Here is a 14,679-nt window from a genome sequence, read left to right as displayed (position 1 = left end):
TCAGGCGACCAAAAACCCGCGGGAGCGATCCTGCGGGTTTTTGTTGTGGCCTCGATCAGGGCAAGATCCCCGTATGTTTGCCGGCGATGCTTAAGCCGTCGAAACCCAAGCCGGTAGATGAGATACCGGCGCATTTATCGCATGCAAGAGATCGGCTTGTTGACGCGTCGACATGGCATTGCTCAAGAAACAACCCGCGGGATCGCTCCCGCGGGTTGTTTCGGGCTGAAGCCTAGATCAGCCGTGCGCGAGCACGGCCAGCAGCAGGAGCGCGACGATGTTGGTGATCTTGATCGCCGGGTTGACGGCGGGGCCAGCGGTGTCCTTGTAGGGATCGCCGACCGTGTCGCCGGTCACCGAAGCCTTGTGCGCCTCGGAACCCTTGAGATGCTTGACGCCGTCCTTGTCGACAAAGCCGTCTTCGAAGGACTTCTTGGCGTTGTCCCAGGCGCCGCCGCCCGAGGTCATCGAGATGGCGACGAACAGGCCATTGACGATGACGCCGAGCAGCGAGGCACCCAGCGCTGCAAAGGCGGACGCCTTCGAGCCAGAGATCAGCAGCACGCCGAAATAGACCACGAGCGGCGCCAGCACCGGCAGCAGCGACGGGATGATCATTTCCCTGATCGCCGCCTTGGTCAGAAGGTCGACCGCGCGGGCGTAGTTCGGCTTCGAGGTGCCGGCCATGATGCCCGGATCCTCGCGGAACTGCTTGCGCACCTCCTCGACGATGGCGCCCGCCGCACGGCCGACGGCCGTCATGGCGATGCCGCCGAACAGATACGGGATCAGCCCGCCGAAGATCAGGCCGGCGACGACGTATGGGTTGGAGAGATCGAAGGAGATCTCGCCCATGCCCTGGAAGTAGGGATATTTGTCGCCATTGGCGGCGAAGAACTTCAGGTCGTTCGAGTACGCGGCAAACAGCACCAATGCGCCGAGACCAGCGGAGCCGATGGCGTAGCCCTTGGTCACCGCCTTGGTGGTGTTGCCGACCGCGTCGAGCGCGTCGGTGGAGTGGCGCACCTCCTTGGGCAGGCCGGCCATTTCGGCGATGCCGCCGGCATTGTCGGTGACCGGGCCGAAGGCATCGAGCGCAACGATCATGCCGGCAAGGCCGAGCATCGTCGTGACCGCGATCGCCGTACCGAAGAGGCCGGCAAGCTGATAGGTCGAGATGATGCCGCCGACGATGACGATCGCCGGCAGCGCCGTCGATTCCAGCGAGACCGCGAGGCCCTGGATGACGTTGGTGCCGTGACCGGTGACCGACGCCTGGGCGATGGAATTGACCGGGCGCTTGTTGGTGCCGGTGTAGTATTCGGTGATGACCACGATGAGACCGGTCACCACGAGGCCGATCAGGCCGCAGATGAACAGGTTCTTGCCGGTGATGACCATGCCGGCGACCGTGCCGACCTCACCCCAGCCGAGCGTCACCTGGGTGGCGACGCCGAGGCCGACGATGGACAGCAGGCCAGTGACGATCAGGCCCTTGTAGAGTGCGCCCATGATCGAGCCGTTGGAACCGAGCTTGACGAAGAAGGTGCCGACGATCGAGGTCAGGATGCAGGCGCCGCAGATGGCGAGCGGATAAAGCATGGCCGCACCCAACACGGCGGTGCCGCCAAAGAAGATGGCAGCCAGAACCATGGTGGCGACGACAGTCACCGCATAGGTTTCGAACAGGTCAGCGGCCATGCCGGCGCAGTCGCCGACATTGTCGCCGACATTGTCGGCGATCGTGGCCGGGTTGCGCGGATCGTCTTCGGGAATACCGGCTTCGACCTTGCCGACGAGATCGCCACCGACGTCGGCGCCTTTGGTGAAGATGCCGCCGCCGAGACGAGCGAAGATCGAGATCAGCGATGCGCCGAAGCCGAGCGAGACCAGCGAGTCGATGACGATGCGGTCATTGGGCTGGAGGCCCATGAAGTGGGTCAGGATGAAGTAGTAGATCGACACGCCGAGCAAGGCGAGGCCAGCAACCAGCATGCCGGTGATGGCGCCCGATTTGAACGCGATGTCGAGGCCGGCAGCGAGGCTGTTCGATGCGGCCTGCGCCGTGCGAACGTTGGCGCGAACGGAGACATGCATGCCGATGAAGCCGGCGGCGCCTGAAAGCACCGCTCCGATCAGGAAGCCGATCGCGGCGGTGATGGACAGCAACCACCAGGCGAGCACGAGGACGACGACGCCAACGATGGCGATGGTGGTGTACTGACGCGCCAGATAGGCTTGTGCGCCCTCGCGGATAGCCGCGGAGATTTCCTGCATGCGTGCATTGCCCTGATCGGCCGCAAGGACCGAACGTGTCGCCCAGATGGCGTAAAGGATTGAAAGCAGGCCGCAGGCGATGACGGCGGAAATAATTGTCATTGCCGGATTTTCCTCGAGTGATGGCCCAAAAGAACCCCTCCCTGGGCCGTTGAGACAAAGACCGGATTCCGAGCACGGAATCCGCCTCTTCGCAGCGGTGTATGCGAAACAGGGCTGCGAACGTCAAGATATTGTTCGGTTTTTGCCCGGCTTTCGCCCAAATGGTTGGGACCAGGCGGCGGCTGCCGTCAGCACCCTGCAATTAGATCGATTGAAATTAGCCCTGACGCAGGGCGTGGCTACTCTGCCTCCCGGCCCATCCGGCGCGCCGTGTAGCGCTCTATGGCCGACAGGCCGTCATAGATCAGCCCGGCAAGGGCTGCCACGATCAGGCCGCCCTGCAGGATGAAGGCGAGATTGTTGGACAACAACCCGGCGATGATCACTTCGCCCAGCGTTTTGGCTGCCACGGTCGAACCGATGGTCGCGGTGGCAAGGCTGATCACCACCGACAGCCTGATGCCGCCGAGAATGATCGGGGCGCTGAGCGGCAGCTCGACCTTGGTGAGCCTTTGCCAACCGGTCATGCCGGCGCCGCGCGCCGCCTCGACGACATTGGCAGGTAGCGTCGTCAGGCCGGTCAGCGCGTTCTCGAAGATCGGCAGCAGACCGTAGAGAAACAGCGCGATCAGTGTCGGCTTCTCGCCGAAGCCGACGGCCGGCACGGCGAGTGCCAGCACCGCCACGGGCGGAAAGGTCTGGCCGATGTTGACCAGGCTGCGCGATAGCGGCAGGAATTCGGCGCCGGCGGGCCTGGTGACCAGGATGGCAAGCGCCACCGCAACGATGGTTGCTGCCACGGTGGCGATCAGAACCGTGCGCAAATGCAGCAATGTCAGCGTCAGCAGGCTGCCCTGGTTGTAGATCACCGGCGCATTGTTTTCGGTCAGCGGCTTCAGCAGCGGCACGAACCAGCCGGGATTGGTGACGAAGGCAACGAGCAGCATCACCAGGGCAAGTCTGAGCAGCGATGGAAGCCAGGCCTTCATGCCGGCCTCGCCGCGCGCTTCACCAGCCCGTCGACGGTGACGCGGCCAAGCGGCTTGCCATCGGCGCCTTTGACCGGCAGCGCCGGCCGGCCCGTCCACAACAATTCGGCCAGCGCGTCACGCTGGCTGGCGTCGCCGGGGATCGCCTCGCCTTCGGCGGAGCCCTTCTCCACGGCATCGCGGACCCGGCCGAGCGACAGCAACCGGAACGGCCTTTCGCTGGCGCCGACCAGGGTCTCGACGAAGGCGCTTGCCGGCTTTGCCAGGATCTCGGCGGGCTTGGCGTATTGCACCAGCTTGCCGGCATCCATGACCGCGATCTTGTCGCCCATATGCACGGCCTCTTCCATGTCGTGGGTGACCAGGATGATGGTGGTGCCGAAGCGCTTCTGGATCGCCAGCAGATCCTCCTGCGCCTTGTTGCGGATGATCGGGTCGAGGGCGCCGAACGGTTCGTCCATCAACAGCACGTTGGGCTCGGCGGCGAGCGCGCGGGCAACGCCGACGCGCTGTTGCTGGCCGCCGGACAGTTCGTGCGGGTAGCGCGGCCCGAAGGCTTCGGGGTCAAGCTGATAGAGCGTCATCAGTTCATCGACCCGGGCCTTGATGCGGTCCTTGTCCCAACCGAGCAGCACCGGCACGGTGGCAATGTTCTGCGCCACCGTGCGATGCGGGAACAGGCCGTGGCCCTGGATGGCGTAGCCGATGCTGCGGCGCAGCTCATAGCCGGGCAGCGAACGATTGTCGGCGCCGTCGAGCTTGATGATGCCCGAGGTCGGTTCGACCAGCCGGTTGATCATGCGCAGCAACGTCGTCTTGCCGGAACCGGACGTGCCGACAATGACGGCTATGGTGCGCGGCTCGATGACCATCGACACGTCATCGACCACGGTCGTCGCGTCATAGCGCTTGGTAATGCCTTCGATCTCGATCATGCCGTTTCAACCCTGCGCCTGGTGGCGGTCATTTCGATCACCGCATCGAGGATGATGGCGGCGGCAAAGGCGAGCGCGACCGTTGGCACCGCGCCGAGCAGCACAAGGTCCATCGCCGTCTGGCCCACACCCTGGAAGACGAATACGCCGAAACCGCCGCCGCCGATCAGCGCGGCAATGGTGGCGAGGCCGATGTTCTGCACCAAGACGATGCGGATGCCGGTCAGGATCACTGGAAAGGCCAGTGGAAACTCGACGCCGAACAGGCGCTGGCGTTCGGTCATGCCCATGCCGCGTGCCGCGTCGTTGGCGGCGCGCGGCACGCCAGCGAGACCGACCACGGTGTTGGCCACCACCGGCAGCAGGGAATAAAGGAACAGCGCGACGAAGGCGGGGGCTGTGCCGATGCCGCGAATGCCGAGCGCGGCAGCCCCCGGCACATGCGTGGCCACCCAGCCGAGCGGCGCGATCAGCAGGCCGAACAGCGCGATCGAGGGAATGGTCTGGATGATGTTGAGCACGTTGAGAAGGCCGGCGCGCAGATTCTCGACGCGATGGCAGAGAATACCGACCGGCAGGCCGACGACCACTGCCGCAAGCAGCGACCCTAGCGCCAGCGTTACATGCTTGGAGCCCTCCGCCCAGAAACTGTCGGCGCGGTTGAAATATTCCTTCAGGATCGACAGATTGTCCCAGCTTCCCGAAATCAACAGCAGCCCGATCGCCAAAGCCGAGACCGCAAGCACGCCAACTCGTGCCAATGGCGACAGGTCCAGCCGTGTCAGCACATCGGCGAGCAAAAGCGTGAAGGCAAAGATCAGAATCCAGAAACCGGAGGCTGGCGAAACTCTCGCAAAGGTGTTGCCCTCCGGCGTGAGGAATGTTCCGGCGACGCCGATCAGCACCGCGAGCGCGGCAAGCGCCACCACGCCGGCGGCAAGGCGCAGCGAAAGCGGTGTCTTGAACAGCGCGATGAGTGCTGCGGCGACGATCATGACGAGCAGCAGCGTCCCGGTGGTTGCCGGCAGCGCCTCGAGAATTGAGCGCGCCTGGCCGGGGACGATGCGGTTGGCACGGAACGTGGCAAAGGGCGCGGCAAAAGCCGCGTAGGCTGATATAGCGGCGATGACCACGCCGAGCTTGTCGAAGCGGATGTTCACGCCCTCCCCCGTCAGTCGATCCGGCGCGCCACGAAAGCGGCGCGCCGGAATCGTCCTACTTCAGGAAGCCGTTCTTCTTCAAAAAGTCCTCGGCGACGCCCTTGACCGGCTCGCCGCCGACCTGCACGCGACCATTCAGCTCCTGCAGCGTGACGAGGTCGAGCTTGGCGAAGACCGGCTTCAGCAGCGTCTCGATCTCGGGATGTTGCTTCAGCACCGCTTCGCGGATGATCGGCGCCGGCTGGTAGACCGGCTGCACGCCCTTGTCGTCGTCGAGCACGACGAGCCCGGACGGTGCGATGCCGCCATCGGTGCCGTAGACCATGGCCGCATTGGCGCCGTTGGTCTGGTTGGCGGCCGCGGCGATGGTTGCCGCGGTGTCGCCGCCTGAGAGAGTGATCAGTTGGTCCGGCTTCAGCGTGAAGCCATAGGTGGTCTGGAAGGCCGGCAGTGCAGCCGCCGAATTGACGAACTCGGCGGAAGCCGCCAGCACCACCTGACCGCCGCCCGCGACATATTTGCCGAAGTCGGTGAGCGTGGCGAGCTTGTTGGTCTCGGCGACTTCCTTGCGCAGCGCAATCGCCCAGGTGTTGTTTGCGGGCGACGGCGACAGCCAGACGATCTTGTTGGCGTCGTAGTCGAGCTTCTTGGCCGTTTCATAGGCCTTGGCGGCATCCTTCCAGACCGGGTCGTCGGCCTTCTCGAAGAAGAAGGCGGCGTTGCCGGTGTATTCGGGATAGATGTCGATCTCGCCAGCGGTGATCGCCTTGCGCACCACCGGCGTGCCGCCGAGCTGGATGCGGTCCGATGTCTTGATGTTGTTGGCGTTGAGGACGAGCTGGATGATGTTGCCGAGCACGCCGCCCTCGGTGTCGATCTTCGAAGAGACAACCACCTGGGCATTGGCGGAAGCCACCGTGATGCCGAGCGCCAATGCCGCGCCGGCCAGAAACTTGACTGAAAACATTGTGGAACCCCTAGCTATGAACCGAAACGCGATGACCGCATATGAGCATGGCTTCAACGGCCAGTCGGGGCACACGGTTTCATAACAAGGGGGATCAGCGCAATATTTTTGTTCGGAAGGCCGATTTTGAGGCGACGCTGGCGATCTGCTGCCATCTGGCGGATAATGCCATAGAGTGCGGGTGGCAAACACGGAGAGCGTGTCATGGCCATACACAAAGTCGGCTACCTCATCGGAAGTCTTGCCCGGGAATCCATCAACCGCAAGCTCGCGAAGGCGCTCGTTCAACTGGCTCCTCCGGAACTTGAAATGACGGAAATCGCCTTCAGGGATCTGCCTCTTTACAGCTACGATTATGATGCGGATTTCCCGCCGGTCGCCCGGGATTTCAAAAAGGCGATCGCGTCCGTTCAGGCCGTCCTGTTCGTTACCCCGGAGTACAACCGCTCGATCCCTGGCGGATTAAAGAACGCGATCGACTGGGCGAGCCGCCCCTATGGAAAGAATTCATTCGCGCGCAAACCGTCCGCCGTCATCGGAACATCGCCGGGCGCCATCGCAACCGCTGTCGCCCAACAAAGCCTGCGCAGCGTTCTGAGCTTCTGCAACTCACCCCAGATGAATGCGCCGGAAGCCTATATCCAGTTCACGCCGGGACTGATAACGGACGACGGCGAAGTGACGGTCGAATCCACCGAGGACTTCCTGCGCAACTACATGGCTGAATTCCATATGTTCATAGCGAGGGTGCTTCAGGTGTTGCCGCCGGACGCATAGGTTTGGCGTCAAGCCGGGCGCGCGCTCGTCACCTTCAGCGCGCCCAGCGCCACGAAGCACAGGACGGTGACCGGAAAGACTATCCAGTTCAGCATCTCCCAGCCCCAGGCGTTGTAGACCATGCCCGACATCAGTGAGGCGCAGGCGACGGAGCCGAACAGGACGAAGTCGTGGAAGCCTTGCACCTTGCCCTTTTCCGACGGCCGGTAGGTGGAGGCCACCATTGCGGTCGCGCCAATGAAGCCGAAGTTCCAACCAAGGCCCAGCAGGATCAGCGACGTCCAGAACTGCCACAGCGCCAGGCCCGACAGAGCGACAATGGCGCAGCCGATGAGCAGGATCAGGCCGGTGGTCACAATGCGTTCGGCGCCGAAGCGATGGATCAGCGAGCCGGTGAAGAAGCTTGGCGCAAACATCGCCATGACGTGCCAGGAGATGCCCAGCGTCGCGTCGGTCTCCGACAGTCCGCAGCCGACCATGGCCAGCGGTGCGCCCGTCATGACGAAGCTCATCAGCGCGTAGCTGCCGACCGCACAGAAAAGCGCGGCGACGAAACGCGGCTGCGTGACGATTTCAGCCAGTGGTCTGGCGTCACTGTCGGCGATCTCCACCTTGCCGGATGCTTTCGCCGGCAGCCGCAGGAACGACAGGATGATGGCGCCGACGGCGGCCAGCGGCAGGATGGACACGAACGAACCGGCAAACATGACCGGCGCCAGCGATTCGCGGGTGAAGATGACAATCTGCGGCCCGAGGATAGCGGTGACGATGCCGCCGGCCAGCACGAAGGAGATGGCGCGCGCCTTGAATTCCGGCGGTGCGTTGTCAGCGGCGGCGAAGCGGAACTGCTGGACGAAGGCGCCGCCGACACCGATCGTGAGCAAGCCAAAGGCAAACAGCCAGAAGCTCCCTTGAAACAGCGCAAGCGTGGCGACGAGGCCGCCAAGCGCCGTGACGATCGTTCCGGTCATGAAGCCGCCGCGCTGGCCCATTCTGCGGATGATGGCCGCTGCGGGCAGCGCGCCGAGCGCCACGCCGATGTTGAAGCCGGTGATCGGCGCTGTCGCCAATGATTTGTCGGGGCCAAGCAGATATTGCCCGGCCAGCGCGCCCACGGAGATGGCGATGGGGGCCGCCGAGCCGATGATCGCCTGCGATGCGGCCAGGATCAGCGCCGTGCGGCGCGCCTCGCTGCCTGCCTCGACGGCGATTGCCGTCATGATGCGTCCTTGCCGCGCCCCTCGCCACGCACCCGGCGTGACACACGGTCGAGCACGGCATTGACCAGCTTCGGCTCGTCTTCCTCGTAGAAGGCCTTGGCGATGTCGACATATTCGGAGACGATGACGGCGACCGGGACATCCTCGCGCTTCATCAGTTCGTAGACGCCGGCGCGCAGGATGGCGCGCAGCGTCGAATCGAGCCGCGACAGCGGCCAGTCCTCGGTCAGCGCCTGGCGGATGATCGGATCGATGGTCTTCTGGTTCTCGACGACACCCGCCAGGATAGCGCGAAACCATTGCGCATCGGCCTCGCGATAGAGCGCGCCGTCGACTTCCTTGCCAAGGCGAAACGCCTCGTACTCGGCGGTGATCTCGAAGACACCGCTGCCGGCGACATCCATCTGATAGAGCGCCTGCACGGCGGCCAGACGGGCAGCGCCGCGCTTGTTGGCGTGGCGCATCGCGGGCTGCCCGGGCGAAGCGGGTTCGCTCACGATCGCGCTCCCAATTGTTCCTTGAGGGCAATCATGGTCAGCGCCGCACGCGCGGCAAAGCCGCCCTTGTCGCCTTCCGAGCGCTTGGCGCGAGTCCAGGCCTGGGCGTCATTCTCGGTGGTGAGGATGCCGTTGCCGATGCAGACCGAGTCCTGCACGCTCAAATCCATGAGCGCGCGGCTGGATTCATTGGCGACAATGTCGAAATGATAGGTGTCGCCGCGGACGACGGTGCCGAGCGCGACAAAGCCATCATAATGTGTGCCGCCTTCCGTCGCGCCGTCCAGTGCAAAGGTGATCACCGCGGGGATCTCGAGTGAACCTGGAACGGTGACGACGTCGTAAGTCGCGCCCGCTTCATCGAGCGCGCTTGTCGCGCCGTCGAGCAGCGCATCGGCAAGGTCGTCATGAAAGCGCGCTTCGACAATGAGCAGATGCGCCTTCGCCTTCGGACGAATGAAGGCTTTGCCGTGTTGGGATGTACCAGCCATAAAAGTCTCCGGGGAGTTGCCGGTGACTTAGGCCGAAGCCGGGTTCATCGCAAGCGGAAGATTGCTGGATGGACTCCTGTCCTATCGATCCTCTCGCGTATGCCACAGGCGCAACACAGAAATTGTCGTGTTCTGTATCTCGTAACGAATTTCGTAGCTGCCTACCAAAATGCGACGCACTTCTCGTGGTTCGAACTCTTCCAGTCTCTCACCGATGCGCGGATATTCGACCAACCGTGCCGGCGCGGCAGTAAGCGACTGCACGGCACGTGCGGCCGCCGGGCCATTTGCTAGCACGAGAAAATCATGTAGCCGGACCAAGTCGGACAAAGCCTTGTTGGTCCATTTCAACTTCATCAACGAGGCACCGGCAGTGGCTTGTCGGTACCAAGACTCTCAGCCCACGCCTGCACGGCCTGGTGATCGATGACCCGTCCTGCGTCGACATCGGCCATTGCTTCAAGCGTGAGCCGTCGGCGCTCCTCCTCCAAATCCACCCACGCGGAAAGAGCTTGTTTGACGATCCAGCCGCGTGGGCGCTCAAGGCGGGCAGCCAGTTGATCTACCTTTTCAGCCAGCGGCAGCGGAACGTGAGCGGTGATTACTTTTGTATCCATCAGAGCCTCACAATCAGATCTAATCATAGCGATTAAAACTGATTAAGTCGAGGCCAGCAGCACTTAAAGCCCCTCTTTCGTCGCCTCGACCAGCCGCGCCGCATAACGCGCCATGGTGTCGATCTCGAGATTGACGCGGTCGCCGACCTTGCGCTCGCCCCAGGTGGTCACGGTCAGCGAGTGGTGGATCAAAAGCACGTCGAAGCGCGCGCCTTCGACCTTGTTGACGGTGAGCGAGGTGCCGTCGAGCGCGACCGATCCCTTGGGCGCAATGAACTTCGCCAGGTCGCGCGGCGCCTCCAGCGTGAAGCGCACGGCATCGCCCTCATCCTTGCGCTCGATGATCTCGGCCATGCCGTCGACATGGCCCGAAACGATGTGGCCGCCGAGTTCGTCGCCGATCTTCAGCGCCCGCTCCAGATTGACTTTGGTGCCGGATTTCCAGCCCGAGGCCGTGGTCAGCCGCAAGGCTTCCTCCCATGCTTCAACCTCGAACCAGCGCGCATTCGAAACGCTGTCGGGCAAGGCCGTGACTGTCAGGCAGACGCCGCCGCAGGAGATCGAGGCGCCGATGGCGATGGTCTGCGGGTCATAGGCTGTGTCGATGCGCAGCCCCACCCCTTCCCTGAGCGGCTTGACGGACGCGACAGTGCCGACATCGGTGACAATTCCGGTAAACATCGGTGTTGATCCCTAAAGGTCTCTTATCCACTCGGCGTAGCTGTCTTCGCCAAAGCGCATGTCGCGCAATTTGCGAAATCCTGCCGGGATATGGTCGGCGTCGATCGGCGATGCAATGCCGTCGTCGCCGATTGCATCCGGTCCCTGGAACAGCACGATGCGGTCGACCAGCCCGTCGGCCAGGAAAGCGCTCGCCACCCTGGCGCCGCCCTCGACCAGCACGCTGGCCATGCCGAGCGCGGCCAGATCCTCGAGTAGTTCCGGCAAGGCTACGCCGCCCTCGTGCGTCTCGGTGCCGATGAAGCGCACGCCGGCGCGTTCGAGTGCTGCCCGCCGCAGCGGATCGGCCTCCAGGCAGGCGGCGATATAGAGCGGTACCCGGTCGACGCCCGAAACCAGCTTCGAGGCCTCCGGCAACCTGAGCTGGCGGTCGAGCACGATGCGGGCAGGCGAACGGTTCTCAAGCCCCGGCAAACGCACCGTCAGGGCCGGATCATCCTCAAGGGCGGTGCCGATACCAACCAGTATGGCGTCCGCCTCAGCCCGCATCAGATACACTTCTCGGCGCGCGATATCGCCGGTGATCGACACCTGCCCGTCACCTTCCCTGCCGATCTTGCCGTCGCTGGAAAGCGCAAGCTTGAGAATAACTTCCGGGCGTTTTCTCAACGATCGAATCAAATAGCCGGCCATCTGCTCGGCAGCTTCCGCCGCCAGCACCTTCTCGACCACCTCGACACCGGCCGCGCGCAGGATCGCATAACCCTTGCCGGACACGCGCGAATCGGGATCGCTGGCGGCACCGACGACCCGCGCAACGCCGGCATTGACCAGCGCATTGGCGCAAGGCGGCGTGCGGCCGTGGTGGGCGCAAGGTTCCAGCGTGACGTAGGCGGTGGCGCCGCGCGCGAGGTCGCCGGCCTCGGCCAAGGCCTCGGTCTCGGCATGCGGACGGCCGCCGACAGCGGTGACGCCGGTGCCGACGATCATCGGACCATTGCCGTCATCGCGCACGATCAGCGTACCGACAGACGGGTTGGTCGCGGTGCGCCCGGCATTTTTTCGCGACAGTCTGAGTGCCGCTGCCATGAAGCGGCGATCAAGGGCGGCCTGTTCGCTTGCAGTCATGCTCAGCTGGCTTCCTCTTCACCCTTGACTTCGTCGCCCTTGAGCTCGCCCAGCAATTCATGGAAATCCTTGGCCTCGCGAAAATTGCGGTAGACCGAGGCGAAACGGACATAGGCGACATCGTCGAGCGACTTCAGCGCTTCCATGACCAGGCGACCGACTTCTCCCGAAGCAACCTCCGTCTCGCCGGAACTTTCGAGCTGGCGCACGATGCCTGTCACCGCGCGGTCGATGCGTTCGGGATCGACATTGCGCTTGCGCACGGCGATCTCCACCGAGCGCAACAGCTTGTCGCGGTCGAAGGGCACTTTGCGGCCCGATTTCTTGACCACGACGAGGTCGCGCAACTGCACGCGTTCGAAGGTGGTGAAACGGCCGCCGCAATCGGGGCAGACGCGCCGCCTGCGGATCGCCGCGCCATCCTCGGCGGGGCGCGAATCCTTCACCTGCGTATCTTCCGACTGGCAATAGGGACAGCGCATGGAGAAGCCTTTGGTTGGCGAATCTGGTGAAGCGAAAGGCTTAGAGGTTTTTGCAGCGATGGCAAAGTGTCGCCAACAGCTCCCTCGCCCTTCAGAGATAGCGAGGCGCAAGCAGGATTGCCAGCCTCGCCAGCAGCCGCACAGCGTACCGATGTCTTCAGGGAGCAACGTCGGCGGTCGGAAACCCGCACGATGCGCCGAGACTACGATAGGCCTTGGTGAAGCCGTCCATGGATATGCTTCCAACCGGCGCATCGCCGAAGGAGACGTCAAGCACCGATGCCCGGCGCATGGCGCGCAGGAGCGCCAGGCTGGTCTTGGACTGGTTGTCGACGGTCCAACTGAGCCGGCCGTTGACGGCGCCATCGGAATGGAGCTTGGCAGTGACGCGGCCCTTGTCGTCGCCGAAAGTGGCGGCAACCGACTTGCCGGCCGGCAAGGCCTTGTTGTCGACGGCGATCGTTACGGACGGGTAGGCATCCGGCGGCAGTGCATCGCCGTTCGTGATGATGAGCGTCAGAACGCCGCTCTCGCCGCCAGCGCCGATAAAGGCGGTCGAGGCCGCGCAGGTCTTGCGCAGATCCTCACCGGTGTCGACCTCGTCGACCAGGGTCGACCATCTGCCAAAGGTTTCGAGCTTGGGTGCCGTCTGGGCGGGCGCCGCGGGCTCGGGCTGAGGTGCGGGTTGCGCAGGAGCGGGTTGCGCGGGCGCGGCTTGAGCAGGGGCGGTTTGCGCCAAGGCGTTGCCGGGGAAAGGCCCGGCGATCAAAGCAGCCAGAGCGCCAACGGCGCCAAGGTCGGCGAAACGAAATGGTCGCATCATCAAGGCTCCTGTCGGTCGCCCCGGCCTGCTGAAACGACGCTTGTCGTTGCAGCAGGCCGCAAAACTTCCTATCGCGTCAGCCGAGATAGGGATAGAGCGGGAAGCGATCGGTCAGCGCCACGACCTTGGCCTTGACCGCTGCTTCGACGGCGGCATTGCCCTCGTCGGAATTGGCGACCTTGAGACCATCCAGCACTTCGGCGATCAGCTTGCCGATCTCCCGGAATTCGGCCTGGCCGAAGCCGCGCGTGGTGCCGGCCGGGGTGCCGAGACGCACGCCCGAGGTGACAAAAGGCTTTTCCGGGTCGAACGGAATACCGTTCTTGTTGCACGTGATGTTGGCGCGGCCCAGCGCCGCCTCGGCGCGCTTGCCGGTGGCGTTCTTCGGACGCAAATCGACCAGCATCAGATGGTTGTCTGTGCCGCCGGAGACGATGTCGAGACCGGTTTCCTTGAGGCTGGAGGCGAGCGCCTTGGCGTTGGCGGCGACGCTCTCGGCATAGACCTTGAAGCTCGGCTTCAGCGCTTCGCCGAAGGCAACCGCCTTGGCGGCGATGACATGCATGAGCGGGCCGCCCTGCAGGCCGGGGAACACCGCCGAATTCATCTTCTTGGCGATGTCCTCGTCATTGCACAGGATCATGCCGCCGCGCGGGCCGCGCAGCGACTTGTGCGTCGTGGTCGTCACGATGTGGGCATGCGGCAGCGGCGACGGATGCACGCCGCCGGCGACCAGCCCGGCGATGTGCGCCATGTCGACCATCAGATAGGCGCCGACCGCGTCGGCGATCTCGCGGAAACGCTTCCAGTCCCAGACGCGGGAATAGGCGGTGCCGCCGGCCAGGATCAGCTTCGGCTTGGTTTCATGCGCGGTCTTCTCGATGGCATCCATGTCGAGCAGATGGTCGTCCTGGCGCACGCCATAGGAGACGACCTTGAACCATTTACCGCTCATGTTGACCGGCGAACCGTGGGTCAGATGGCCGCCGGAATTGAGGTCGAGGCCCATGAACGTGTCGCCCGGCTGCAAGAGCGCCAGGAAGACGGCCTGGTTCATCTGGCTGCCGGAATTCGGCTGGACATTGGCGAAGTTGCAGCCGAACAGCTTCTTGGCGCGCTCGATGGCCAGTTCCTCGGCCACGTCGACAAACTGGCAGCCGCCGTAGTAGCGCTTGCCCGGATAGCCCTCGGCATATTTGTTGGTCATGATCGAGCCCTGCGCCTCAAGCACCGCGCGGGAAACAATGTTTTCCGAGGCGATCAGCTCGATCTCGTGGCGCTGGCGGCCGAGTTCGTTGCGGATGGCGCCGAAAATCTCCGGATCGGCGTCGGCCAGCGTGGTTTCGAAGAAGGATTCGAATTTGTTCGACACTGCCGCTGCTGTTGCCATAGCCTGAAATCCTCGGGGTTCGGGGGCAATTTTGTTTATGCATGTCGTTGCCCAAACCGCTGTACACTTTTGGGCAACCTGCACGCGGCGCCATTAACACAGTTGTTTTCGCCCCGCCACGTTTGCCACGCGAAATTTGCTGG

16 protein-coding genes are annotated in these 14,679 nt (G+C 63.8%); 1 reads left to right on the top strand and 15 read right to left on the bottom strand.

Annotated elements, in window-relative coordinates:
- Positions 1 to 237: 237 nt before the first annotated feature.
- The 5 genes from AC0L2D_RS13820 to osmF all read right to left on the bottom strand — a co-directional run bounded on the left by AC0L2D_RS13820 (position 238) and on the right by osmF (position 6,430).
- Positions 238 to 2,379, bottom strand: coding sequence for a sodium-translocating pyrophosphatase (locus AC0L2D_RS13820; RefSeq protein WP_473541343.1), 2,142 nt, complete (start codon positions 2,377 to 2,379; stop codon positions 238 to 240).
- Positions 2,380 to 2,618: 239 nt separating this feature from the next.
- Positions 2,619 to 3,368, bottom strand: a complete 750-nt coding sequence (locus AC0L2D_RS13815) for an ABC transporter permease (protein WP_473541342.1) — start codon at positions 3,366 to 3,368, stop codon at positions 2,619 to 2,621.
- The gene (locus AC0L2D_RS13810; RefSeq protein WP_013532239.1) at positions 3,365 to 4,303 is read right to left on the bottom strand and encodes an ABC transporter ATP-binding protein; all 939 of its coding nucleotides are present in this window, start codon (positions 4,301 to 4,303) and stop codon (positions 3,365 to 3,367) included. The genes AC0L2D_RS13815 and AC0L2D_RS13810 overlap by 4 nt, the downstream gene beginning before the upstream one ends.
- Positions 4,300 to 5,463, bottom strand: a complete 1,164-nt coding sequence (locus AC0L2D_RS13805; RefSeq protein ID WP_473541341.1) for an ABC transporter permease — start codon at positions 5,461 to 5,463, stop codon at positions 4,300 to 4,302. The genes AC0L2D_RS13810 and AC0L2D_RS13805 overlap by 4 nt, the downstream gene beginning before the upstream one ends.
- 55 nt (positions 5,464 to 5,518) lie before the next feature.
- Positions 5,519 to 6,430, bottom strand: a complete 912-nt coding sequence (gene osmF, locus AC0L2D_RS13800) for a glycine betaine ABC transporter substrate-binding protein OsmF (RefSeq protein ID WP_013532241.1) — start codon at positions 6,428 to 6,430, stop codon at positions 5,519 to 5,521.
- A gap of 204 nt (positions 6,431 to 6,634) precedes the next feature.
- Here osmF and AC0L2D_RS13795 point away from each other — a divergent pair, with 204 nt between their 5' ends.
- Positions 6,635 to 7,207, top strand: a complete 573-nt coding sequence (locus AC0L2D_RS13795; RefSeq protein WP_013532242.1) for an NADPH-dependent FMN reductase — start codon at positions 6,635 to 6,637, stop codon at positions 7,205 to 7,207.
- Between the two features lie 8 nt (positions 7,208 to 7,215).
- Here the strand turns inward: AC0L2D_RS13795 and AC0L2D_RS13790 are convergent, their stop codons facing one another.
- The 10 genes from AC0L2D_RS13790 to glyA form a co-directional block, all read right to left on the bottom strand.
- Positions 7,216 to 8,427: an MFS transporter gene (locus tag AC0L2D_RS13790; RefSeq protein WP_024504678.1), complete on the bottom strand. Its 1,212-nt coding sequence runs from the start codon at positions 8,425 to 8,427 to the stop codon at positions 7,216 to 7,218.
- Positions 8,424 to 8,924, bottom strand: a complete 501-nt coding sequence (gene nusB / locus AC0L2D_RS13785) for a transcription antitermination factor NusB (protein ID WP_013532244.1) — start codon at positions 8,922 to 8,924, stop codon at positions 8,424 to 8,426. The genes AC0L2D_RS13790 and nusB overlap by 4 nt, the downstream gene beginning before the upstream one ends.
- The gene (ribH, locus tag AC0L2D_RS13780; protein ID WP_013532245.1) at positions 8,921 to 9,415 is read right to left on the bottom strand and encodes a 6,7-dimethyl-8-ribityllumazine synthase; all 495 of its coding nucleotides are present in this window, start codon (positions 9,413 to 9,415) and stop codon (positions 8,921 to 8,923) included. The genes nusB and ribH overlap by 4 nt, the downstream gene beginning before the upstream one ends.
- Before the next feature lie 81 nt (positions 9,416 to 9,496).
- On the bottom strand, positions 9,497 to 9,772 hold the full coding sequence (locus AC0L2D_RS13775; protein ID WP_473541340.1) for a type II toxin-antitoxin system RelE/ParE family toxin: 276 nt from the start codon (positions 9,770 to 9,772) through the stop codon (positions 9,497 to 9,499).
- Positions 9,772 to 10,032: a CopG family ribbon-helix-helix protein gene (locus AC0L2D_RS13770; protein ID WP_013532247.1), complete on the bottom strand. Its 261-nt coding sequence runs from the start codon at positions 10,030 to 10,032 to the stop codon at positions 9,772 to 9,774. The genes AC0L2D_RS13775 and AC0L2D_RS13770 overlap by 1 nt, the downstream gene beginning before the upstream one ends.
- A gap of 63 nt (positions 10,033 to 10,095) precedes the next feature.
- Complete coding sequence (locus AC0L2D_RS13765) at positions 10,096 to 10,713, bottom strand: riboflavin synthase (RefSeq protein ID WP_013532248.1); 618 nt, start codon at positions 10,711 to 10,713, stop codon at positions 10,096 to 10,098.
- A 12-nt stretch (positions 10,714 to 10,725) separates the two neighbouring features.
- Entirely contained in the window at positions 10,726 to 11,841 is a 1,116-nt protein-coding gene (ribD, locus tag AC0L2D_RS13760; RefSeq protein ID WP_473541339.1) for a bifunctional diaminohydroxyphosphoribosylaminopyrimidine deaminase/5-amino-6-(5-phosphoribosylamino)uracil reductase RibD, read from the bottom strand.
- A gap of 2 nt (positions 11,842 to 11,843) precedes the next feature.
- Complete coding sequence (nrdR, locus tag AC0L2D_RS13755) at positions 11,844 to 12,323, bottom strand: transcriptional regulator NrdR (protein ID WP_013532250.1); 480 nt, start codon at positions 12,321 to 12,323, stop codon at positions 11,844 to 11,846.
- 157 nt (positions 12,324 to 12,480) lie between these two features.
- A complete protein-coding gene (locus AC0L2D_RS13750; protein ID WP_024504683.1) occupies positions 12,481 to 13,146 on the bottom strand; it encodes a hypothetical protein in 666 nt (221 codons plus the stop codon).
- A gap of 76 nt (positions 13,147 to 13,222) precedes the next feature.
- Complete coding sequence (glyA, locus tag AC0L2D_RS13745) at positions 13,223 to 14,536, bottom strand: serine hydroxymethyltransferase (protein WP_473541338.1); 1,314 nt, start codon at positions 14,534 to 14,536, stop codon at positions 13,223 to 13,225.
- Between the last annotated feature and the right edge of the window lie 143 nt (positions 14,537 to 14,679).

Source organism: Mesorhizobium sp. WSM4833, from assembly GCF_055811095.1.
The sequence above is the reverse complement of the archived record's forward strand: the minus strand, read 5'-3'. Positions and strand labels throughout refer to the sequence as shown.

What these genes read in the sequence shown, in the direction of transcription:
- AC0L2D_RS13820 (WP_473541343.1), bottom strand. Translation starts at nt 2,379, where the DNA reads ATGACAATTATTTCCGCCGTCATCGCCTGCGGCCTGCTTTCAATCCTT.
- AC0L2D_RS13815 (WP_473541342.1), bottom strand. Translation starts at nt 3,368, where the DNA reads ATGAAGGCCTGGCTTCCATCGCTGCTCAGACTTGCCCTGGTGATGCTG.
- AC0L2D_RS13810 (WP_013532239.1), bottom strand. Translation starts at nt 4,303, where the DNA reads ATGATCGAGATCGAAGGCATTACCAAGCGCTATGACGCGACGACCGTG.
- osmF (WP_013532241.1), bottom strand. Translation starts at nt 6,430, where the DNA reads ATGTTTTCAGTCAAGTTTCTGGCCGGCGCGGCATTGGCGCTCGGCATC.
- AC0L2D_RS13795 (WP_013532242.1), top strand. Translation starts at nt 6,635, where the DNA reads ATGGCCATACACAAAGTCGGCTACCTCATCGGAAGTCTTGCCCGGGAA.
- AC0L2D_RS13790 (WP_024504678.1), bottom strand. Translation starts at nt 8,427, where the DNA reads ATGACGGCAATCGCCGTCGAGGCAGGCAGCGAGGCGCGCCGCACGGCG.
- ribH (WP_013532245.1), bottom strand. Translation starts at nt 9,415, where the DNA reads ATGGCTGGTACATCCCAACACGGCAAAGCCTTCATTCGTCCGAAGGCG.
- AC0L2D_RS13775 (WP_473541340.1), bottom strand. Translation starts at nt 9,772, where the DNA reads ATGAAGTTGAAATGGACCAACAAGGCTTTGTCCGACTTGGTCCGGCTA.
- AC0L2D_RS13770 (WP_013532247.1), bottom strand. Translation starts at nt 10,032, where the DNA reads ATGGATACAAAAGTAATCACCGCTCACGTTCCGCTGCCGCTGGCTGAA.
- AC0L2D_RS13765 (WP_013532248.1), bottom strand. Translation starts at nt 10,713, where the DNA reads ATGTTTACCGGAATTGTCACCGATGTCGGCACTGTCGCGTCCGTCAAG.
- ribD (WP_473541339.1), bottom strand. Translation starts at nt 11,841, where the DNA reads ATGACTGCAAGCGAACAGGCCGCCCTTGATCGCCGCTTCATGGCAGCG.
- nrdR (WP_013532250.1), bottom strand. Translation starts at nt 12,323, where the DNA reads ATGCGCTGTCCCTATTGCCAGTCGGAAGATACGCAGGTGAAGGATTCG.
- AC0L2D_RS13750 (WP_024504683.1), bottom strand. Translation starts at nt 13,146, where the DNA reads ATGATGCGACCATTTCGTTTCGCCGACCTTGGCGCCGTTGGCGCTCTG.
- glyA (WP_473541338.1), bottom strand. Translation starts at nt 14,536, where the DNA reads ATGGCAACAGCAGCGGCAGTGTCGAACAAATTCGAATCCTTCTTCGAA.